Here is a 22,239-nt window from a genome sequence, read left to right on the forward strand (position 1 = left end):
TTCATAAAAATGTCGAAAGAGGAGCTATAATACAATGAAATTTGCCGTTACCTCAAAAGGGGATTCAAAATCAGATAATCTAGCAGCTATTATAAAAACATACTTGCTCGATTTTGAACTAGAATACGATGAGGAAGAGCCTGACATTGTGATATCTGTTGGTGGGGATGGAACACTTCTATATGCATTTCACCGATACAGCAGCCGTCTAGATAAAACAGCATTTGTTGGTATGCATACTGGACATTTAGGCTTTTATGCAGATTGGACGCCAAATGATTTAGAGAAGCTTGTGATAGCCATAGCGAAAACACCTTATCAGCTTGTAGAGTATCCTTTATTAGAAGTAATTGTAAAATATCAAGGAGAAGAAAAAGAAACAAGATATTTGGCGTTAAACGAATCTGCTGTTAAAAGCATAGAAGGCACATTTGTGATGGACGTGGAAATTAGAGGAGAGCATTTCGAAAGATTCAGGGGAGATGGTTTATGTATTTCGACTCCATCAGGCAGTACAGCCTATAATAAAGCTTTAGGTGGAGCGATTGTGCATCCATCGCTCCAAGCGATTCAATTAGCAGAAGTTGCTTCGATTAATAACCGTGTATTTCGAACAGTCGGCTCTCCGTTAATACTGCCTGCACATCATACATGTGTGTTAAAGCCAGTAAATGAACCGAATTTCCAAATATCAATTGATCATCTTACTTTATTGCATAAAGAAGTGAAATCCATACAATATCGCGTCGCAGATGAAAAGATCCGTTTTGCGAGATTCAGATCCTTTCCATTTTGGAAAAGAGTGCATGATTCATTTATTTCAGAATAATGGTTTTGACAGGAGCAGATAAAGGTGGCATTTCAATTAAGTTGGTCCATTGATAAACAAGAAGAAGGCATTACAATTAAGGAATACTTAAAAATAAAAGAAGTTTCTAAAACAGCTTTAACAGCCATAAAATTTCAAGGTGGAAAAATTACAGTAAACGATAAGGAAGAAAATGTTCGTTATATTCTTCGCTGGCATGATCGTTTAAACGTTGTTTTTCCACACGAAGATCCTAGTGATGGCCTTATAGGTGAAAAAATCCCCCTAAACATCCTTTATGAAGATGAGTTATTATTAGTTGTTAATAAAAGGGATGGAATGAGCTCAATTCCTTCAAGAGATCATCCAAAAGGAAGTTTGGCAAATGGAGTAGTAGGCTATTATCAGGAAAAAGGAATACATTCTACCGTTCATATTGTGACAAGACTAGATAAAGATACATCTGGTCTTGTTTTAATAGCTAAACATAGGCATATCCATCATCTTTTAAGCAAGCAGCAAAAGCAGGGTACCGTAAAAAGGACTTATAGTGCTTTTGCTGAAGGGAAATTGCCATTAACAGCTGGCGTTATTGAAGAGCCTATTGGCCGTATGGACGATAGCATCATTAAAAGAGAGGTGCGAAGTGACGGTCAATATGCACGAACTCGTTATAAAGTATTTCGCAATTATTCTGATTTTACTTTCGTAGAACTACAATTAGATACAGGTAGGACCCATCAAATTCGAGTACATTTATCATATATAGGAAATCCCCTGATTGGCGATGACTTATATGGAGGAAGCAGAGATCGATTAACTAGACAAGCTTTGCATTGTTCAAGGCTTGAATTTAATCATCCAATCACTTTGAAGCCATTAACTTTTTCCGCTTCTTTGCCTGAAGATATGAATGATTTGATAGTGGAAGAGAAAGCCGATTAAATTGGATGATAACAAGAATAGGTGTTTTTTGGGGCTATAGGTCGATAACACAAACAAGCATATATAGAAAAAACTGCACTTTCTTTTTTGTTTGTAACAATAGGAAGTGCAGCTTTTTTATGTTTAGATGGTTTTTAGAACAGCTCTTTCCTACACAACCAACCATTTTAATAAACTGCCCGAAATTTCTCCTCTATGTAAGGCAGACTTGATGGCACCGATACACTTTCCATTTCTGGATAGCTCAAAGCTGTCAGTTTGCCGCCAAATACTGCTCCTGTGTCAATATTATATGTATTATGAATGATTCGTACTTCTTTAACGGGAGTATGACCATATACAATAGTGGCTTCTCCATGATATTCTTGTGCCCAATCTCTTCTTACAGGGAAGCCGTCTTCATGTGTATCTCCTGTAATATCTCCGTATAATACAAATGTTTTTACTTTACTAGAATAGTCTCCTATATAATCTTCTCGTATTCCTGCGTGAGCAATAATTAATTTTTTATCATCTAAAATATGATATAATGGTGCATTTTCATATAACTCCATAAATTTTTCTTTTATTCTTTTTTGCGCTTTACTTGTTAACTGATGCAATTCAGCAACAGTTGTTTCCAATCCATGCTTAATTTGAACAGTATTCCCTAAGAAATAACGGTAAAGTTTATTGCAATGATTTCCAGGCACATAAAATGCCTGCTCGTTTTTCACTAAATTCCATACTACTTCAATTATTTTAAGGGAAGCAGGACCCCGATCTGTTAAATCTCCAACAAATGCAAGATTCCTGTTATGAGGATGAACTGGGTAACCTTGTGCCCAATCATATCCCAATGTATGAGTAAGTTGCTTAAATTCCTCATAGCAGCCATGAATATCGCCGATAATATCTAATTTCATAAAAACCTCCATCTGTACAAGTTGTACTATTATCATAATATATAAAGCTGGCTGTCTACAAACGCTCGATTTCTTTGTTGTTCGCCTTGCTCGGGTGCTCATGACTGGATAACAGACGATGAACTACTCAGTATTCAACCTACTCAACCATGGATAATCGACTAATTCGCCACGTCCTAATGTCTTAGTCGATTGACTTGCACCCTTCAAGTTTCGATCAGCCTGAAGTTTGTACAAAAAATATTTTGTCTACAACTCTAAAACAAAAGCATTTGTTGTTATTATTTTAACCTTTCTGAATAAGGAAAAACTATTTTTGAAAAAGTCTTATCATGCTTTTTCAAAAATATAGTGGTTTACTTTTTTATTTATAGGGAAAATAATATTATTTCAGGCTGTTTTAATCTTTCATTTTCAACTGACTTCATTTTAGAAGTTATTATTGTCTATAGCAAGAATGCTATTCTTTTAAAAAAATTCGAAAAATTAAGCATAATAGTATTTTAACGACAAACAGAAAAAGATTTGTTACTATAAAAAACATATATTTTCTGAAAGGGTGATAAAAGGAAGAATTAATTATATTTTTTTTCCTCCACTCTTTACAAAATGTAAACTTAGAATTAATAGTGAATGATTTTTACAAATGATTCATTATTTCAAGCTGCATTTTTTAAGGAACTGGAGAAAACAGTTTTGAAGAAAGCCCGAGCAGTTAAAAAAATCCGCAATGGAGGAAGCTAATTATTTCTATGCGGCAGCATATGGGGAAAATTTATTTAATTAAAACAAGAATGAAGGAAAGTGAAAAGATAAGGGGGAAAAGAATGGAACATGGAGCATCCGTTATATCATTGATGATTGTAATTATCGTGGCATTGCTAACGCCAATTATACTTGTCCGACTAAAACTGAATGTAATTCCTGTTGTAGTTGCGGAAATCTTAATGGGCTTAATAATTGGAAAGAGTGGATTTGACCTCGTAAAGCAAGATATGTGGCTAGGGACACTATCCACATTAGGGTTTATTTTTTTAATGTTTTTAAGTGGATTGGAAATTGACTTTACAGCATTTTCAAATAGTAAAAAAAGAGAGAAGCTTCCGAATGGGAAGTTGGAGCCAAATTCGTTCTCAACATCATTTTTCATTTTTGTCGGAATTTTAATTCTTTCTATTGTGTTAAGTTTCTTATTTGTATTGGCTGGTTTTGTGGAAAGCACCTTTTTGATGACGATTATCATCTCGACAATTTCTTTAGGTGTGGTTGTACCAACATTAAAAGAAGCAAATATTATGAGGTCTGCAATTGGACAGATTATTTTACTGGTCGCGGTCATAGCAGATTTAGTGACAATGATTCTTTTAGCTGTTTTTGCATCAATTCATGAAAGTGAAGGGAATACATGGCTACTGCTTATTTTATTTGCTGCAGGAGTTCTTTTATATTTTGCAGGCAGAAAATTTAAAAATAATAAGTTAGCCGATTCCCTTTCAAGAGGAACCGTGCAAATCGGCACAAGAGCAGTATTCGCATTAATCATCTTTTTAGTAGCATTATCGGAGACAGTGGGAGCTGAAAATATTTTAGGCGCCTTTTTAGCAGGAGTATTAGTTTCGCTTCTTTCTCCAAATGAAGAGTTAGTTCATCAGCTCGATTCATTTGGCTATGGTTTTTTAATCCCTATTTTCTTTGTAATGGTCGGCGTTAAAATGGACATATGGTCCTTATTTACAGACATAAAGCTATTATTGTTTATTCCGCTTCTATTAGTGGCTTTGCTGGTAAGTAAATTGATTCCTGTCTATTATTTAAAAAAGTGGTACGATCCAAAAACAGTGATTTCATCCGGATTTTTGCTGACGTCTACTTTATCATTGGTAATAGCAGCTTCTACTATTGGTGAAAGAATGAACATTATTTCGTCACAAATGAGCGGGATCTTTATTTTAGTCGCTATTATTTCTTGTATTATTACTCCAATTGTATTTAAAAAGCTTTTTCCAAAAGAAAAGGTTGGCGAAAAAACTATCAAGGTTTCCATTATTGGCGTTAATAAAGTTACCATGCAAGTGTATCGAGATTTAAAATCTTCTTTATACGAAATAACTTTTTATCATAAAAAACAGGAAAAGCAGGATTTTCAAATTGCAGATTCTCTTTTTGAGGTCAATGAATTAGAAAGCTATTCAGAAGAGATAGTAGGGGATATGGAAATATTATCATCTGATATTGTAGTAGTATCAACAGGGGATATGAAAAAAAATGCAGAAATGAGCAGTTTTATAAAAAAAGCAGGTGTAGAGCGAGTTATTTGCCGGATGGAAGATATCGAACAAGAGGAGTCCTTGCGAAATGAAGGGATTGAAGTATTTTCTATGCTAACATCTACCAAAGCATTATTAGGAGCTTTAATTCAGTCGCCTAGAATTCTTTCTTTAATAGGAAATAATGAAGCATCCTTACATGAAATACGATTGAAAAATAAAGATTTTGAAGGAATGACATTACGTACATTTCCATTTACAGGCGATGTGATATTTGTTCGGATATTCCGAGGAAGTGATTCCGTTGTTCCCCATGGAGGGACGGAGCTTCATTACAATGATCATTTAATTGTAACAGGGTCAGAAGAATATGTCCGCGATTTAAAACGGAAGCTGGAATTTTGTGAATAAAAAGAGAGAAAGCAGCTGTGCATGGATGCAGCTGCTTTAACATTGGATGGAGATACTCTGGCATTTGCCGTTTTCCTATCCAAGGCAAAATGAGTGCTTAGAGGACAAACCATCCGTTTACCGCTATAGTTGAATGGAAATTATAAATAGTACAATAGGGAAGTAGCTTATTATTGTGAACATTCCAGGAAAAATAAGTAAAAACCCTATAGGAACAGTGCTTTTCTTTTTATTGTTTTTGTAGTAAAATTAGCACTAGGTACTAATAACTTGTAATAGTATATAGGAGGAAACAGAATGACTTTTTCATTAAAAGGCAAAACTTATGTAGTCATGGGTGTTGCTAATAAACGAAGTATTGCATGGGGAATTGCTACATCTCTTCATAAAGCGGGCGCTCGTTTAATTTTTACGTATGCCGGCGAAAGATTGGAAAAAAGTGTTCGTGATTTAGTGGAAACATTAGATGCAAATGACAGCATCGTTCTTCCTTGTGATGTAACAAAAGATGAGGAAGTTGCAAAATGTTTCGAAACCATTAAAGAAGATGTTGGTACAATCCATGGTGTCGCTCATTGTATCGCATTTGCCAATAAAGAAGAGTTGCAAGGCGACTATATGAATACAACAAGAGAAGGATTTTTATTAGCTCATAATATTAGTTCTTACTCTCTAACAGCTGTTGCGAAAGAAGCAAAAGGGTTGATGACAGAAGGCGGAAGCATTGTAACTTTAACATACCTAGGCGGAGAGCGTGCAATTAGAAACTATAACGTAATGGGTGTTGCAAAAGCATCTTTAGATGCAAGCGTACGTTATTTAGCTTCTGATTTAGGGAAAGACGGGATTCGTGTCAATTCCATTTCTGCTGGTCCGATTCGTACACTATCTGCTAAAGGTATCAGCGATTTCAATTCCATCTTAAAAGAAATCGAAGAGAAAGCACCGCTTAGAAGAACAACTACTCCAGAAGAAGTTGGCGATACAGCAGTATTCTTATTCAGTGATTTTGCAAGAGGAATTACTGGTGAAAATATTCATGTAGATTCAGGGTACCATATTATTTCTTAATCATAAAAAGCTTTATTTTTCGATAAGAGAAATAAAGTTTTTTCATTTTACCCCCATTTAAAATAATTCCTCTTTTCTTGAAATTCTCTTGCGGTAAATACATGTAAAACGTTAAAAGATCTAATAGAATGAATCATATCCCCCATCATTTAAAATGTTCTACGAACTAGTGCTGCTTCAATTATTAAAAATCCATTTAAAAACGAGGAAAACAACCTATTGAAAGCATGAAAAAAAGCTCCTTATGAATAGTATTAAATAGAGAACGATTTTAACGAATTGAAAGCTGTCAGCATACATTAAGAAGAAGTAGCGGATTCTGAAGAAAAGAAGATAGGCATTTACTTAGAAGATGGAGTTTAGGAGGTGATGTCATGTCAAAGAAAAAAGAAGAAAAAACTTCAGCGCTTTATGTGCAGAAAAATCATCCGGTTGTTAATAATACGATGCAGGCTACATTTTCAGTCAAAAAAGCTATGCAGGAAAAACAAAAAGCATTATTAAAGCAGCAAGAAGAAGAGAAAAAAATACAGGTTCAAAAAAAGGGAAAAGAGGAAAAAGAAAAAAAAGTCCTTCATGTAGAAACTGTATCTGATGTACAAAAACAAATTGAAGAATACAATAACAATACACAAAATGATGGAAACAACCAACAGCAAAAAAAACCTGCATTTAGAAGATTAAAAAGTTTTAAAGATATGAATATTGACGAAAAGCTTGCATATCTTCTTAATTTTCCAAAACAGCTTCCTCCTGTGCCTTGTATAATAATAACGGATAACCAGAATGTTCGTGGGTTTATCATTGGAAAAGATGAACAAACTGTTCAGCTTAAATTAATGAATGAATCCGTCATGAAAATTACTATGAAAAATATTCAAGAAGTAAAAATGATTGGGATATAACTGTCGATCAGTCATTTTGATGTTTCCTCATCTAATAATGAATTAGATGGGGTTTTTATTTTGTATAAAATTACATATAACACTGATCTATTTTATACAGACATCAATAAGAGGAATCAACTTCGCTTTAGAATGAATTATGACAATTTTATGTAGCTGTTATTTTCTAAGTTGTACATTAACATGAGGTGAAAAGAAAAAGCATAAAATGGATTACATAAAGATTTTTATTTGGAAAGGAGGTTAATAGCTATTTTTTTGCAATACAAAACAACCAGCCGTATGGGACTGGTTGTATAAAAGATCATCTCACAGATGATTAATCACAAATATCTAAGTCTACATCAGCAATACATTGTACTGCACAGAAGCATTTTAAGTCAACAGTGATGCAGTCACTTGTACGGCGGAAGGCGTCTACTGCACAGACTTTTTTTAGATCAATGCAGCAATCTTCTACAATATTTAGTGTTTCTTGTCCTGATGAAGTTCTTTTGACTGGAGCAAGAACACGCAATACAGCACAGCAGTTGTCAAATACATCTTCTACGCGGAAGAAGATAGACACACATGCGCAGTCGTCTCCTCTAAAGAATGCATGAAATGGTGATCCGTCAGCTGTTTTTAATACAAATACACGAGTATCTGCTTTTTCTCTTCTTGCTGGTGAAACTATCGAACCTAATGGCTCGGAAAAACAGTTTGCTTCACACTCGCAATTGTCTTCAGCATTATCTTGGATATCTTTAATGGCACGAACCACTTCGCAAACACAGCTAGATGTACCGTGAATATCGTCTTTTTTTCCACAACCCATAATTGATTTCCTCCTTGTTTGTTTCTTTCTTTGTGATACTACACTACTAACATATTGCTAAAGGGCCTTATGGGTTACGGACAGACGCCTTTTTTCTTGAAATTTAGGCATTCGCCTTTGTTTTTTTTCAAAATAATTGAAAAGGAGAGGGGAAGTGTGAATATTCATGCAATGGATTTTATTTTATTAATACTTGCAAGCTTCCGGATCACAAGATTAATGGTTTATGACAGAATTACAGAATTTATAAGAAATATGGTCGTAGAGGAAATAATGGAAAAAAATGAAACTGGAGAAGATGAAATATATTATGTTCCGAAGGCCGGCAAGGTTAGAGGTTTTTTTGGTGAATTGATTAGCTGCTATTGGTGTACTGGAGTTTGGTCAGCTATTTTTTTAACGTTTTTATATTTTTTTCTTCCAGCTATAGGCACTCCATTTATTCTTGTATTTGCGATTGCAGGAGCGGCATCGCTTATTGAAGCACTGCTCCAAAGAGTGCTTCCTGACGAATAAGGAATCTTTAAGAAAGTAGGGAAGATGTTTACACAAGCATATTTCATTTAACATAGAATATAAAAGCACCTTGATTATGTATCTAGGAGGGAAAGAAAATGAATTACAAGAAAAGCGAAAAAAATGCACAAGCAGTAAAAACAACATCTCAAAAGAAAAAGAAAAAGAAATCAGGCTGCGGCTGCGGAAGAAAAACATCAAAATAATAAGAAAAGCGAAAGCACCCGTTTAGCTACGAGCGGACTGGAGCGCTCTGAATGAGATAAAGGAAACACGAAGAACGAAGTGATTCGATGTTGACTTATCGTAAGGAGGAGAGGGAAGAACGAGAGTAGCTGGGTGCTGAAGCTGGACAATAAGAAAAGCGAAAGCACCCGTATAGCTACGAAAAGACTTTTATAAAAAAATTTAAATTTATATGTTCATGCCTTAAAGGAAAAGAATTCTTCTGAAAATTAGTGGAATTCTTTTTTTATGGGCTTCTTTTTGCAGTCAATTTACGAATTTCTTTTAACGATGTGCGGTTATATAAAAAGACTGTTTTCTCAAAGTTTGTTGTTTTTAATATAAAAAATGGGAGAAGGCACTTAGCAGCCTGTATACACGTAGACTCTTGTGGGAATGCGAGAAAGACTAGGGCGCTGCAGGAGCGAATGCAGGCTGCGAATTTAAAAGCAACAATCTGTACGAAAACAGCCTGAAAAAATTTACAAAAATTGGTGTTCTGTTGTTTTAAAAAACTTTCATAAAAAGTTTATTAATCGAAGAAAATATAAAAAGACAATTGACATTACGTACATAGGAAGGGAAGAATATGACGAATAAAAAAATATTTGTATACTTCACTGTGCTTTCAAGTATGCTGCTGATGCTTTCAGGGTGTGAAAAATATACTAGTCACAGCAGACTAGCGCTGTTTAAAATAGTAAATCAAACACCGATTATTATTGGGGACAATGGAAACGCAACAGACCAGGAAATGGTAAAAAAAATAAAAGCAGAAACAGAGTCATTTGATTCTATATATGATGTGGCGGTTATTAAAGGAAAGAAAGATATTTTAGTTGCTTATAAAGTAAAGCATCTGAAACGTCTTCAAATGAAAAAGATTGAGAAACGGCTAAAAGATAAACTAGAAAAGAAATTTCCTGATCAAACATTTACTGTATCAAGTGATTTGAAAATTTTCCTTGAAACGGCAAGACTTTGGGAAAAGACGAAAGATCCAAACTTTACAGAAAAACAAGCAAATAAACGATTGAAGCAAATTATCCGTTTGAATAATGAACTAACATAAAAAGGAGGGACAGGAAATGCCAAGTAAAAAAGATAAGCAAAAAACACCACAGCAGAAACAATATGAAAAATTAGAGCAGCAGTTTGAAACAAAACGTCCAGTTGCAAAAAATTGTCTAAAAGCCTTTTTTGTAGGTGGATTAATTTGTATGATCGGCCAAGTACTTTCTTATTTTTACCTTTATTTTTTCCACTTTACGGAGCAAACATCAGGAAATCCAACAACTGCAACCGTTATTTTCTTTTCTATGCTGTTAACAGGATTTGGAATATATGATCGCATTGGCCAGTTTGGAGGTGCAGGTAGTGCTGTACCTGTTTCAGGGTTTGGAAACAGCATTATATCTGCTGCAATCGAACACAAAACTGAAGGGTTTGTTCTTGGAGTAGGTGGAAATATATTTAAACTAGCAGGTTCTGTTATCTTGTTCGGAGTGTTTTCTGCATTTGTTGTGGCACTTATTAAAACCATCATTTTAACACTGACGGGGGGAATGTAAGTTGCTTAAAGGAAAACAATCATGGATATTTCCAAATCATCCAGTTATTCAAGCTACAGGTGTTTCGGGTGGTCCCTTTGAAGCAAATGGTCATTTAGCAAAAGATTTTGATGTGCTTCATGATGACTTATGGATGGGGAAAGATACTTACGAGCAAGCCCATCGATTATTGCTGGAAGAAGCTGCTCAAACGGCGTTGGGGAAAATAGATCTTAAACCAGAGGATGTCGAGTTTTTTGTTGCTGGTGATTTAATTAATCAAATTACACCAACAAGTTTTGCAGCAAGAACTTTAAAAATACCATATTTTGGGTTGTTTGGTGCTTGTTCCACTTCAATGGAAGGCTTGGCTCTTTCCTCTTTTTTAATCAATTATCAAGGTGCTGACAATATTTTAACAGGAGCATCCAGTCATAATGCCGCGGTTGAAAAGCAATTTCGCTATCCAACAGAATATGGGGGGCAGAAACCACCGACGGCACAATGGACGGTAACGGGGGCGGGAGTAGCCTTGCTATCCGCAAATAAGAATGCTTCCAATCTTCCATATACAACGTCTGCCACCATTGGAAAGGTAATGGACATGGGATTATCTGATCCTTTTAATATGGGGGGGGCTATGGCTCCAGCGGCGGCTGATACGATTGCTGCCCATTTTAATGATTTAGACATTGATTCGTCTCATTATGACTTAATTGTTACTGGGGATTTAGGAAAGATTGGCAGAGAAACAGCAATGGCGCTTTTAACGCAGAGTGGATGGGAGATAGACAAAAATAAATTTAAAGATTGTGGTCTTCTGCTCTATAAAGAAAATCAGCCGGTACAATCGGGGGGAAGTGGAGCTGGATGCTCTGCTACTGTTTTATATGGTCACTTGCTTAATGAAATGAAAAAAGGAAAATATAAAAGAATTTTAGTTGTTGCAACAGGTGCGTTATTATCCCCGTTAACTGTACAGCAAAATGAGTCCATTCCATGTATTGCACATGCGGTATCTATTGAAATAGATTGATTTTTTTATCCCACTTTTAACGGGCAGTAAGATCCCCACTGATGGAAGATTCACTTTATAAAGATCATACTTTTAAAATAGAGTTGATACAGCAAAAAAAGGAAAAGGATAAAAAGGAGGTGTAAAGCATGCTGCCTATGTTCTTTTGGGCTTTTGTCATTGGTGGAATAGTTTGTGTTATTGGACAGCTTATGTTTGATGTTGCCAAACTTACACCAGCTCATACGTTGACAACCTTAGTAGTAATTGGAGCAATTTTAGACGGAGTAGGCTTATATGAACCATTTGCAGATTTTGCAGGAGCAGGTGCAACGATTCCAATAACAAGCTTTGGGAATGCACTTGTACATGGAGCAATGCAGGAAGCAGAAATACATGGCATTATTGGGGTTTTAACAGGTATGTTTGAGGTAACAAGTTCAGGAATCTCAGCCGCCATTATATTTGGATTTCTTGGTGCTCTGTTTTTTAAACCAAAAGGCTAAATGCTGCCAACTGCATTCGCTATAGGAGATTGATGAAATGTCTGAAGTGGTAAATACTATTATTCGTTCCTTATTAATCATTATAAGCCTTTTCTTTATTACAAAACTCCTTGGTAAAAAGCAATTATCCAAACTATCTTTTTTTGAGTATATTGTTGGAATAACTGTAGGAGATATTGCAGGAAGCATAAGCATGGATTCAGAAATTAATATGAAAGATGGCGCAACTTCCATCCTTATATGGACATCTATTCCGTTATTCATTAGTTATTTCTCTTTAAAAAGCAAACGGTTTCGTGACTTTGTTGAAGGTACACCAACAATTTTTATTCAAGATGGCAATCTTATTGAGGACCATTTAAGAAAAGAAAAATACAGCCTTGATGAGTTGTTAGAGCAACTCAGAACACAAAGTATTTTTCGAGTGGAAGACGTTGAATTTGCGATGTTAGAAGCAAATGGAGAATTAAGTGTGCTTTTAAAAAAGTTAAAACAAACCGTATTAGTAGAAGATATTTTAGATGCACCACTAGTGGAAAAAGAAGTTTATTCCATTATTATGGATGGAAAATTAAATCGTCATGCACTAAACAATTGTAATTTGAGTGATGAATGGGTGAATAGTGCCTTGCTTAAAAGAGGGCTGACAATAGAGGAAATCTTTCTTGCTCAAGTAGATCGCAATGGAAACATTACATTTGATTTTTATGACATCATGAATGAAGAGCAAGATAGAAGCAAGTGAATGTTTTATCTTTCAGAAAAAGGAAAAAGTAGATGGGGATTTTCCGAATACAGGAAGGATGGTATTTGATAGACAATCGTACATTCTTTTCTATTCTAGTATCTTGCCTATACATTGATTCTTACAAGCCATATGCTATAGAGAATAAGGTATAAGCGAGGTGAAGAATATATGTGTTACGGCGGATATGGCTACAATGGCGGCGGATACAGCGGTGGTTCCTCCTTTGTATTGATTGTTGTTTTATTCATTTTATTAATTATTGTTGGCGCAAGCTTCTATAGCTAATTAAAATGAATACTTGCGGTCAATTTAACGGGAGTTGACTGCAGAGTGAAAAATCAGGAAATAAAAATGAAGCTGACTCCTTAATTTCGTTAACAATAATAGCGACTTTATGGAGGTCAGCTTTTTTATTTTATAAGATCAGAAAGTATAAGTTTTCTGAAGTCTGACGGGTGTCTAGCTCCAGCGCCCTATTGCCTATCGAACTTCAGATCTTCTCCCTACGATAAGTCAACATCGAATCGCTAACGCTCTTCGTGTTTCCTTTATCTCAGTCGAAGCCCTTCCAGTTCGTACGGCAATGAGCAAGGCGCTTACGCTTTTCTTATTCAGATAGAAGTGGACTTCCGTCCCAAACATTCAGAAGAATATTAGGGGAAATATATCAGATGGAAGCAACACCTTTTTCCTTTCTTTTCATACTATATAAAGTAGCTTATAAAGGAGGAAAAATAAGTATGAACAATAATTTCTTTAAAAATATAGAATCCAAAACCGGTGTAAATATGAAAGATATTTTTGAATTAGCCAATTCCTTGCAAAATGCTAATTTTAAAGATGAAAAAACGGTTAGGGGCGTCATTCGCAGAGTATCCCAAATAGCAGGAAAATCCGTTCCTAAAGAAACAGAAGATAAAATTGTTAAATCAATTGTAACAGATGGCAAGCAATTAGATTTTAACACTTTATCCAAAATGATTAATAAAAAATAAGATAAAGTAAATCTTCCATCAGTGGGGGGTTCTTCAGCCCCTACTGATGGTTAGATGAACTTATCGGACCTTTACGGGCAGTTATCCCCCACCTAGCTTCCTTGATTTCTCAGCGTCCCCGAGGTGGAGGTCTTACTGCCCGTTTAAGAGTAGGATAAATAAAAATGGGTCGCTCTATGAAGAGACTCAATATAGAAACCCATTTTTATTTATGCTAATTGATTTCGAGTTATACAGAAGAAAGGAAGCGCGAAGCATTCACTCTTCTTCCCCGCAGATGCATAGGAATAGATACATACAGCTCTTGCTGCGCTCTCGTCATGCCAACATAAAGAAGCCGTCTTTCCTCTTCCAATGGCAGAAAATCATTATTTCGTTGTGCCTCAAGTGAATAATCATGGGGAATGGAACCATCCACTGCTCCTAATAAATAAACGGTTTTGTATTCCAATCCCTTTGCTCGGTGAATGGTGCTTAATGTAATGGTATTGTTTGAATAGGCATATTGTTTTTTCATTTCCACATTCATCGCAATCATATGTTTAGTATGTGCAATGAATTCAATTATGGAGGAAAACTTTTTTGACACTACCTTTAAATCGCGAATATCATCCGAGCCTTTATCCCATTGGTTGCCTTCATTTCCCCGTTTTTTTATAAATTCTTGAAATCCTAATTCTTTTTCGATAATTGTTATGGCCTCAATTGGCTGTTTTTGTTTTAGCTTAACAAGAACGGATGGAATTTTTTTTAATCGAGATTCTTGGAAAGCAAAGCCTGTTTTCACTGTCGATAAACAATCCAATAAGCTGCAGTCTTGCAAGATGCTAGCTGCTTTCATATCCTGAAGAACAGATTTTTTTACAAATAAGGAAGGAAGAATATCTTTTACCGCATCAAGGTCATCTGGGTCGATGATCAATTTAAGAAATCCAAGCATGCTTTTTACAATAAAGCGGCTGTAAAAAGAACCAGCATCCTGCTCCAGTTTAAAAGGCAGACTTGAAGCAGAAAGACGTTCAAATATAGCTCGGCTGTTTGTATTTGTACGATAAAGAATAGCAAAATCTTTCGGTTTATATCCTTTTTTCATTTTTTCTTGGATATCAGTTACAATCATCGTTGCTTCTTCCTCTTCATCATATGGATAAAAAAGGAGTGGTGCTTTACCGGAATGGGTTGCAATCATTTTTTTCGTGCGTCGTTTTTTATTTTTGCTGATGACTTTATTTGCAGCAGAGACAATTTCATGTGCGGAACGGTAATTATGATGAAGAATGATTACTTTTGCACTTGGAAAATCTTTTTCGAAATCGAGAAGGTATTTCGGATCGCTGCCTCGAAATGCATATATAGCTTGATCGTCATCCCCAACTGCATACACACTCTTTGCTTTTTTTGACATCAGCTTAATCCATTCGTATTGGACCTTGTTAATATCTTGAAATTCATCCAGTAAAAAATGATGAAAACGATTTTGATATACTTCCAATATTTGTGGATTTTCTAAAAAATAATAATATCCTCCAAGAAGCATATCATCAAAATCATAAAGGTTCAGATGTTGTTTTTTCTCTTCATATTGTTTGTATAACAAAAGCACTTTTTCCTCCCAATCGTTTATGGGGGAAACTTCATGTGGAAACAGCAATGAGTTTTTCCATGCGCCAATTTGCTGAATGGCTGCGTCAAAGGGAAATTCTTTTGTATCCAAGCTTAATTCTTTACCGATCTCTTTTAATAAGGTTTCTTTTTGCCAATCTTTACTTAGTAGGTTTTGCCGCTGCCATTTATGTGGCTGATGAAAAGTTAATATTTGGTAAAGGATGCGATGGAATGTTCCAGAAACGATTTTGTTTACAATAGAAGGCGACATGAAAGGGTATTGCAACAAGCGTTCCTTCATTTCCTTCGCTGCTTTATTAGTAAATGTAACTAGCATGATCGATGATGGGTCCACGTTTTTTTCCTGTATTAAATAGGCCGTTCTTGTTGTTAAAACACGAGTTTTTCCACTTCCAGCACCAGCTATTACTAAAGCTGGTCCGTCAAGCATCGCAACAGCTTCCGCTTGTGATGGATCAAGTAGCACCCCATTAGTTTGAAGCAAATGGAGGTAGTTCTCCTCATAGGAAGGGACAGATGCTGCTGGTTCAAGAAAAGGCACTTTTATTTGCAGTTGCTTTGGTTCCTTATATACCGTTTTTGGCTGATTATCTGTAATACTTCGAGATTTCGGCATTCTAAATCCATTTTTTTCTTCATATTCTATTCCAACTGCTGTTTCCTCTGAAGCAGTGGAGTGAATTTCTCCGCAGTCCTTTTGTTTGGATGGATGAAAAAAATGAGGAGAATGTTCAATTCCTACATAGAGAAAAAGTGTTTCTCCGCATATAGGACACGCAAGCAATCCTTTTTTTCCATCTTCATATATTTTTTGGAGATCTTGTCTATTGATAGAATCTAAAAATATTAATTTGTCAACGTAAAAAGCTGATAGCATAAGCGACCTCAAATCTATTCATTCTAACTTTCAAAACTGTTGAAAACACGCAGCAATTCTACACTTAATCATATCAAAATAATAGAGGGGAGAAAAGGGAGGATGTAGGTTTAACATCTTTAAAATGGTGGAAAATAAAAAAACAATATACATATCGTAATGAAAGTATGAATGAATGGGGAGTGGATATGAAATGGGCTATATTCTTCCGATAACAAACTATCAATATGAGCAATACGCTTTACGAGAAATAGGCAGAAAAACAAACCCTTATAAACAAAAAGAAATTCCCAGTATCATACAAGTAGAGAACCGCTTACAGGGAAAAGAAGAAGAGGGAAGTGAAAATATTTTCATTTCGCCATATACATCCGCCAATCAAACGATTAAAAAAAAGGAGTACCACCTGCTGGCAGCAAAACTTACTGGAAAAGGCAGCAATTTTCATGCATGGATCTAAAGGGGGATACCCAATGTCATCAAGTGAAGAAAACCTCAACTGATGGAAAGGTTCACTTTATCCCACTCTTAACGGGCAGTAAGGCCCTCACCTCTAGATACTGAGAAATCGAGGAAGCTAGGTGGGGGATAACTGCCCGTAAAGGTCTCATAATTATTTCACCATCGAGAATAATGCCCAGAGGTAGAGACACTGTCTTAATAGGCAGGTTAAAATCTTGTTTTGTTGGTGTTGAAATTTGCTGACTTTTTCCTCACACTGACAGTGCCATCTGTTTCTAAAATAGCATAAGAGCATTCTGCAACAGAAAATATATCTTTTGCACGAAGAAGATGCTGCAGCTGATTGAAATCCAAATTGTTCTTTTTCATTTCTTTTTAATCAATCTGCTCTTTATTAATAATAATACATGGTTTCCCTTCTAATAGCTTTCGTGATGGTCGAAATTTTTGAGTTAAATATTCTGTGCAATAAATTAACATCCCCATATGGAGATGGCAAAAAGCATTTCCACTAATCCAATTTTTCCATCATACATAGTATTTCCCACTAATTCCCCGAGGACCAAAGAAGAAACAAAATCAAAGGTGGTAATTTGTGTGATTACTGTTTTTTCAAGAATTTACTTTAAGAATAAGAGGGGAAAAAATCCAATAATAAGCTCTACAAAGATATGGTAATAATTCAAAGAAATCATCCTTTCCCAATCAGTTTAGGCAAAATAGTAAAAATTAAACAAAAAACTCTTGTCTGATTCGACAAGAGTTTTAAGCGATAGATAGATGGAATAAAGACAAATTCCTAGTATACGGAAATGCTGTCTTTTTGCAGTCTGCAGTCTAAGTTTTCTTGGATGATGCATTTGGAGGAAGGCATCCAAGAAGACGACCGCCTGTTAAACTAGTTATGATAATTTTTTTTTCATTGTTTTATGAGGAATGCCAGCATCTAAAAATTCTTCTGAGACTACTTCATATCCCAGTTTAGAATAAAAAGGAATAGCTTGTATTTGTGCATTTAATTTAAGAGCGGGTGCTCCATTTTTTTTCGCATATTCCTCAATTTTATTCATTAAGGTCTTTCCAGATCCGCCTTTTCGGCTTTCTTTCAAGATGCAAATTCTTTCTACTTTTCCGTATTCATCAAAAATACGGTACCGTCCAGCTCCAATAGGTTTGCTTTCATCATATAAAACAAAGTGGATGCTGTCTTGTTCAAACTGATCGATTTCTTCTTCTTCCGGAACTTGTTGTTCATCTACAAAAACGGTACGGCGAACATACAATGCGTCTTTCATTTCTTTATCGTTTTTAACTACTACAACTTCCACTCGATTCACTTTTCCTTTCCTAAACGAAATGTTTCATATACCGTCCAAGATCCATTCTCTAATTCGTATAATAAATGAAAACGGTCCACGGTCTCTTCGTGCTTAAAAGAATGCATTCGCAAGCTGCTGTACATATCAAGATGCTCATCGTTGGTCAGCTGCTGCCCAATTGTTATATGGGGAACAAACGAATACTGTGGTTTTTCCAATCCAAGGGAGCTAGTCAGCTCGATATGTAAATCCTCTAAATCTGAAGTATGTTCTACTTTTAAATAGACAACATTATTGACAGGCTGAAACGTGCTTATTTTTAATATATTTAGGGCAATGGACTGAAAATGGCCAGCCACCTGCTCAAGCTTTTTGCTTATTTCTTTTATTTCTTCATTATTTGCTTCAAATTCACTTACAAGGGTAAGATGCGGTGGAATTAATGCATATTTAGGGTCATAACGTTTGCGCAAAGAATTTGCTCTATCTTGCAGCTCTTTGCCTGGGAAAATAACAATGCCATATTTCATATTGTTCTAACCTCCATTTTATTAAGAAGCGTTAAAGAAGCAATCGTACATCTTTATGGGTGGGTGTTATTAAAAAAATCACAGGATCATACGATTTTTTATTGCACGAGAGGAAAACGCTAGATTATCGAGTATCACTTTCTTAGCTGGAGACACCATCGATTCATATTACAAATTGGCGGTGAAGGCAAGAGCGCATTCGTAACCAATCCGCCTTATGCTTATCGCCGATAATCGCGCCTTTTCGCTTTTCTTACTATGTAAGATATTATAACAAATCTTTTGAAAAAGTTTAAAAGTTTATCATCGTAAATATCGAAGAATTAAAAAGTAATTTTTTTAAAGCATCCTTTCCATTATTGTTAGCACATATGGCTGCCAATGCTTCCATGTATGACCACCTTTAAATTCTTCATATATATAATCTGCATTTGTTTGGTCAAGCAGATGCGACAGTTCTCGATTTGGGGTCAGAAAATCCTCTATTGTTTGAATGGTTGTTTTAACAGCGGTTTCTTCTGTACCGATAATATGAAATATCTCCAAAAGATGGTAACGGTCAAATTGCTGAACAGCAGATAATACGTTTTTATTTACCAGCGGGGATTGAAGCATCACTTTGCCAAATGTATGAGGATATTTTAATGCTGTCATTAGTGAAACGGTCGCTCCTAATGAATCACCGATTAATCCTCTTCCAAGCCCCATTTGATAGGTTGGAAATTTTTCATCTATAAATGGAACAAGTTCATGCGCCATAAAGCGGATATAGGATTTGTTTTTTTGTCCTTCCGGGTGATATTTTTCCCTTCGGTCTTCAACGCTTTTATATGGAATGCCAATTATGATTGTATTTTGGATTTTATTCATTTGATGTAATTCATCTGCTATTCTTCCGATTCTTCCGAATTGAAAATAATCTTTTCCATCTTGAGCAAAAAGAACATTGTATTTGTAGAGTGGTGAATAAGATGGCGGAAGATAAACAAGCAGCTTTACGTCTTCCTTCAATTCTACGCTTGTTATAACCATTTCTTGTATAGTGCCTTTCGAAGATTGCATAGTAACTCCTCCAATGTTTCATCTGTTTTTTTCCTGCATAAACGGACAGTAAGCTTCTGGGAAAGGAAGCATTGTAATATATGGATAGTGTAACATATACCTCCTTTTGGAAGCGAAGTGTCTGTTTTTTCCCCTTATTTAAGAAATTAAAAGGAGATTTTTATCCCACTCTTTAACGGGTAGTAAAACCCCCACTGATGGAAGGTTCACTTTATAGAATAGCCAACATTAGGAGAGATGGAATTTTTTCTAATATTAATTAAGAGGAATAAATTATATGTAATCAATAAGGAAACAAAAGAATAATATTCATCACAACGTTATACATTCTAATGAGTAAAACTTGTGATGTAAACGCATTCATATTCTGTTTTTTTTACAATATGATAGAAGTATAAGAGGGAGTGAAAGAGGTGCTGTTGGATAATCGGAGTATTAGATTGTTAGAAGAAGTGCTGGCTTTTCCAGGCATAAAAGTAAAAACATTAGAGTTGCAGCTTCATTTGTCCAGAAGTCAAGTGAACTACAGCTTGCAGAAGGTAAATGAATGGTTAGTAGAAAATGGATTGGAAAAGGTTCAAAATAACCGGAAAACAGGATTAAAGATTGATAGGCAAGCACAAAAATTATTGCCTGTTCAACCGTCAAAAAAACAGCACAGCATCCAAATTCCAACTGAAATAGACAGAGTCTACTTAATCTGTATTTTACTATTAAGCCGTACTGAGGAATTATCCTTATTTCATCTGGCAGATGCCCTTGGAGTGAGCAGAAATACGGTGTTGAAAAATTTGAAAAAAGCAGAAGGAATAGCAGAAAAGTATAAAGTTTCTGTTCGGTATAATCGCCGTACTGGATATTTTATGGAAGGCTTTGAATTTAATAAAAGATACTTGTTAATGGCCTCTGTGCAAAAATTATTTCATTCGATAAATGGTGTTCTTTGGGTACAGGAAATAGCAGAATTATCCTCACAGGAAATTGACATTATGAGAAAAAGGCTGGAAAAGGTGGAAAAGCGCTTAAATGTAAAATTTACAGATGAAAGAATGCAAGAACTTCCATTTTCTCTGCTACTCTTATTAAAAAGAATTTCGATGGGGAAAAGATTGGAGAATCATGAACATCTTTTATCCGATTTAACCTTAACAAGGGAATATAACGTGGTGGGGGATTTAGTATGGGGCATTGCAGAAATCGAGCAAAAAGATCGATTATTTATTTGTTTGCAGCTTCTTGCAGCAAATGTAATCGAAGTAGAAAAAAATCTATACAATGACAAAATCATCCTGGATGCAGTTAAAGAAATGTTAACAGCCTTTGAAAATAATGCATGTATAAGGTTTCATGATCGAAGCATGTTGGAAAGCAAGTTATTGCAGCATTTAAAACCAGCTATTTACCGGATCAAATATGGACTGACGCTTGAAAATCCTCTATTGGAGGAAATAAGAAGAGAGCATGCGGATGTTCATCAATTAGTGATCAAAAGCTCAGCAGCAATAGAAAGGCTGGTTGAAAAAAAGATGGAGGAAGATGAAATAGCATATCTTACATTGCTTATTAAAAGCTGGATGTATAAATATGGTGATGAAATTCCGAATAAATGGAAGGCGGTGGTTGTTTGTCCAAATGGCATTTCTGTCAGCAAATTGTTATTGGAATCATTAAAGGACCTATTTCCTCAAATTATATTTTTAGAACATGTTAGCATCCGAGAGTTCGAAAAGTATCATCCGTTCGTTGATATCGTATTTTCCACTGTTTCCATTCCTACAAAGAAAAAATTTTTTTATATCAAACCATTTCTAAATAGCTTCGAAAAAAGAGAGCTACAGCAACGAGTAATAGAAGAAATTCATGGATGCAGAACTTCATTTATTTCGTTGGAGAGCCTTCTTCCGATTATTGAAAAACATACGCATATTATGAATGCTTATTCGTTAAAAAAAGAACTGAGAGAACTTATTAGTGGAAGCCAAGGACAAATGAATACAAAAACCACAGAGGCTCCTACACTTAAGGAGGTGTTAAAAAAAGAATCCATTCAATTTTTTAAAAAGGTTTCTTCCTGGGAAGAGGCAATCAGTTTGGCAGCACAACCATTAGTGAAAAATCAAGATATAGAGGAAAAGTATGTACATGCAATGATTGAAAAGTTTGATCCGGAAGAACCGTATATTATTATTGCACCTAAGGTTGCGCTGCCCCATGCTTCCCCGGAGGAGGGAGTGCATCAGATTGCGATGAGTTTACTAGTTTTAGAGGAAGGAATCGAATTTTCACCTGGCTTGCAGGTTTGGCTTGTTTTTGTAATGGCAGCAGTTGATCGGAAAAAACATTTGAAAGCGCTTTTTCAATTAAATGAACTAGTAAATAATGAAGACCAGATTACCCGCATACTCCATGCAAAAACAGCGGACGAAGTATATTCATTTATAAAAGAATCGGCACAGCTAGAGGTGGACGCGTAAAGGAGGTGGTTTGTCAAAAAAAATGGATACAGAGTATAGACAAAGTAGTATTTGCACAAACTGCAGGCTGATCGAGACTTGGAGGATGCAAGTCAATCGACGAAGACATAAGGATGAGGCGTAGTTAGTCGATTATCCTTTCATACGTACTTAGTCTTTCACCCTCTGATGAGCATCAAGGCGAACATCGAAAGAATCGGGCGTT

23 protein-coding genes are annotated in these 22,239 nt (G+C 35.5%); 15 read left to right on the forward strand and 8 right to left on the reverse strand.

Going from position 1 to position 22,239, the window contains the following annotated elements; translation table 11 throughout:
• The first annotated feature begins 34 nt into the window (after nucleotides 1-34).
• Nucleotides 35-829 carry an NAD kinase gene (locus ACTYBU_RS01620; RefSeq protein WP_445486708.1) on the forward strand — a complete coding sequence of 265 codons (795 nt, stop codon included), beginning with the start codon at nucleotides 35-37 and terminating at the stop codon, nucleotides 827-829.
• Between the two features lie 24 nt (nucleotides 830-853).
• Nucleotides 854-1,753 (forward strand): RluA family pseudouridine synthase, encoded by a 900-nt coding sequence (locus tag ACTYBU_RS01625; protein WP_445486709.1) that lies wholly within the window; start codon nucleotides 854-856, stop codon nucleotides 1,751-1,753.
• Between the two features lie 167 nt (nucleotides 1,754-1,920).
• Here the strand turns inward: ACTYBU_RS01625 and prpE are convergent, their stop codons facing one another.
• Nucleotides 1,921-2,658 (reverse strand): bis(5'-nucleosyl)-tetraphosphatase PrpE, encoded by a 738-nt coding sequence (prpE, locus tag ACTYBU_RS01630; protein ID WP_445486710.1) that lies wholly within the window; start codon nucleotides 2,656-2,658, stop codon nucleotides 1,921-1,923.
• An 827-nt stretch (nucleotides 2,659-3,485) separates the two neighbouring features.
• Between prpE and ACTYBU_RS01635 the strand changes: the two genes are divergently transcribed.
• From ACTYBU_RS01635 to ACTYBU_RS01645, 3 genes are all read left to right on the forward strand, one after another.
• Nucleotides 3,486-5,336 carry a cation:proton antiporter domain-containing protein gene (locus ACTYBU_RS01635; RefSeq protein WP_445486871.1) on the forward strand — a complete coding sequence of 617 codons (1,851 nt, stop codon included), beginning with the start codon at nucleotides 3,486-3,488 and terminating at the stop codon, nucleotides 5,334-5,336.
• Nucleotides 5,337-5,633: 297 nt separating this feature from the next.
• Nucleotides 5,634-6,407: an enoyl-ACP reductase FabI gene (gene fabI, locus ACTYBU_RS01640; RefSeq protein ID WP_445486711.1), complete on the forward strand. Its 774-nt coding sequence runs from the start codon at nucleotides 5,634-5,636 to the stop codon at nucleotides 6,405-6,407.
• 374 nt (nucleotides 6,408-6,781) lie between these two features.
• Entirely contained in the window at nucleotides 6,782-7,312 is a 531-nt protein-coding gene (locus ACTYBU_RS01645; protein WP_445486712.1) for a CotO family spore coat protein, read from the forward strand.
• 319 nt (nucleotides 7,313-7,631) lie between these two features.
• Here ACTYBU_RS01645 and ACTYBU_RS01650 read toward each other — a convergent pair whose 3' ends face one another.
• Nucleotides 7,632-8,129, reverse strand: coding sequence for a CotY/CotZ family spore coat protein (locus ACTYBU_RS01650; RefSeq protein WP_445486713.1), 498 nt, complete (start codon nucleotides 8,127-8,129; stop codon nucleotides 7,632-7,634).
• Nucleotides 8,130-8,285: 156 nt separating this feature from the next.
• On the opposite strand from ACTYBU_RS01650, the gene ACTYBU_RS01655 reads away from it, so the two are divergent.
• The 8 genes from ACTYBU_RS01655 (at nucleotide 8,286) to ACTYBU_RS01690 (ending at nucleotide 13,684) form a co-directional block, all read left to right on the forward strand.
• A complete protein-coding gene (locus ACTYBU_RS01655; protein WP_445486714.1) occupies nucleotides 8,286-8,645 on the forward strand; it encodes a DUF1360 domain-containing protein in 360 nt (119 codons plus the stop codon).
• 814 nt (nucleotides 8,646-9,459) lie between these two features.
• Entirely contained in the window at nucleotides 9,460-9,942 is a 483-nt protein-coding gene (locus ACTYBU_RS01660; RefSeq protein ID WP_445486715.1) for a YhcN/YlaJ family sporulation lipoprotein, read from the forward strand.
• Between the two features lie 16 nt (nucleotides 9,943-9,958).
• Complete coding sequence (gene spoVAC, locus ACTYBU_RS01665) at nucleotides 9,959-10,441, forward strand: stage V sporulation protein AC (protein WP_445486716.1); 483 nt, start codon at nucleotides 9,959-9,961, stop codon at nucleotides 10,439-10,441.
• Nucleotide 10,442: 1 nt separating this feature from the next.
• Nucleotides 10,443-11,456, forward strand: a complete 1,014-nt coding sequence (spoVAD, locus tag ACTYBU_RS01670; RefSeq protein WP_445486717.1) for a stage V sporulation protein AD — start codon at nucleotides 10,443-10,445, stop codon at nucleotides 11,454-11,456.
• Nucleotides 11,457-11,584: 128 nt separating this feature from the next.
• Nucleotides 11,585-11,941 carry a stage V sporulation protein AE gene (gene spoVAE, locus ACTYBU_RS01675; RefSeq protein ID WP_445486718.1) on the forward strand — a complete coding sequence of 119 codons (357 nt, stop codon included), beginning with the start codon at nucleotides 11,585-11,587 and terminating at the stop codon, nucleotides 11,939-11,941.
• 37 nt (nucleotides 11,942-11,978) lie between these two features.
• Complete coding sequence (locus ACTYBU_RS01680) at nucleotides 11,979-12,686, forward strand: DUF421 domain-containing protein (RefSeq protein ID WP_445486719.1); 708 nt, start codon at nucleotides 11,979-11,981, stop codon at nucleotides 12,684-12,686.
• 171 nt (nucleotides 12,687-12,857) lie between these two features.
• On the forward strand, nucleotides 12,858-12,974 hold the full coding sequence (locus ACTYBU_RS01685; RefSeq protein ID WP_445486720.1) for a YjcZ family sporulation protein: 117 nt from the start codon (nucleotides 12,858-12,860) through the stop codon (nucleotides 12,972-12,974).
• Nucleotides 12,975-13,429: 455 nt separating this feature from the next.
• A complete protein-coding gene (locus ACTYBU_RS01690; RefSeq protein ID WP_445486721.1) occupies nucleotides 13,430-13,684 on the forward strand; it encodes a stage VI sporulation protein F in 255 nt (84 codons plus the stop codon).
• Nucleotides 13,685-13,913: 229 nt separating this feature from the next.
• Here ACTYBU_RS01690 and ACTYBU_RS01695 read toward each other — a convergent pair whose 3' ends face one another.
• Nucleotides 13,914-16,187: a UvrD-helicase domain-containing protein gene (locus ACTYBU_RS01695; protein ID WP_445486722.1), complete on the reverse strand. Its 2,274-nt coding sequence runs from the start codon at nucleotides 16,185-16,187 to the stop codon at nucleotides 13,914-13,916.
• A 175-nt stretch (nucleotides 16,188-16,362) separates the two neighbouring features.
• On the opposite strand from ACTYBU_RS01695, the gene ACTYBU_RS01700 reads away from it, so the two are divergent.
• Entirely contained in the window at nucleotides 16,363-16,647 is a 285-nt protein-coding gene (locus ACTYBU_RS01700) for a hypothetical protein (protein WP_445486723.1), read from the forward strand.
• A 209-nt stretch (nucleotides 16,648-16,856) separates the two neighbouring features.
• Here ACTYBU_RS01700 and ACTYBU_RS01705 read toward each other — a convergent pair whose 3' ends face one another.
• The 5 genes from ACTYBU_RS01705 to ACTYBU_RS01725 all read right to left on the reverse strand — a co-directional run bounded on the left by ACTYBU_RS01705 (nucleotide 16,857) and on the right by ACTYBU_RS01725 (nucleotide 19,560).
• Complete coding sequence (locus ACTYBU_RS01705; protein ID WP_445486724.1) at nucleotides 16,857-17,018, reverse strand: YetF domain-containing protein; 162 nt, start codon at nucleotides 17,016-17,018, stop codon at nucleotides 16,857-16,859.
• A gap of 104 nt (nucleotides 17,019-17,122) precedes the next feature.
• The gene (locus tag ACTYBU_RS01710; protein ID WP_445486872.1) at nucleotides 17,123-17,269 is read right to left on the reverse strand and encodes a hypothetical protein; all 147 of its coding nucleotides are present in this window, start codon (nucleotides 17,267-17,269) and stop codon (nucleotides 17,123-17,125) included.
• A gap of 282 nt (nucleotides 17,270-17,551) precedes the next feature.
• Nucleotides 17,552-17,977, reverse strand: coding sequence for a GNAT family N-acetyltransferase (locus tag ACTYBU_RS01715; RefSeq protein WP_445486873.1), 426 nt, complete (start codon nucleotides 17,975-17,977; stop codon nucleotides 17,552-17,554).
• Between the two features lie 5 nt (nucleotides 17,978-17,982).
• Nucleotides 17,983-18,498, reverse strand: a complete 516-nt coding sequence (locus ACTYBU_RS01720) for a 2'-5' RNA ligase family protein (RefSeq protein WP_445486725.1) — start codon at nucleotides 18,496-18,498, stop codon at nucleotides 17,983-17,985.
• A 339-nt stretch (nucleotides 18,499-18,837) separates the two neighbouring features.
• Nucleotides 18,838-19,560, reverse strand: a complete 723-nt coding sequence (locus ACTYBU_RS01725; protein WP_445486726.1) for an alpha/beta hydrolase — start codon at nucleotides 19,558-19,560, stop codon at nucleotides 18,838-18,840.
• Between the two features lie 419 nt (nucleotides 19,561-19,979).
• Between ACTYBU_RS01725 and ACTYBU_RS01730 the strand changes: the two genes are divergently transcribed.
• On the forward strand, nucleotides 19,980-22,034 hold the full coding sequence (locus ACTYBU_RS01730) for a BglG family transcription antiterminator (protein ID WP_445486727.1): 2,055 nt from the start codon (nucleotides 19,980-19,982) through the stop codon (nucleotides 22,032-22,034).
• Nucleotides 22,035-22,239: the final 205 nt, after the last annotated feature.

The sequence above is a fragment of the Niallia sp. 03133 genome (genome assembly GCF_052663225.1).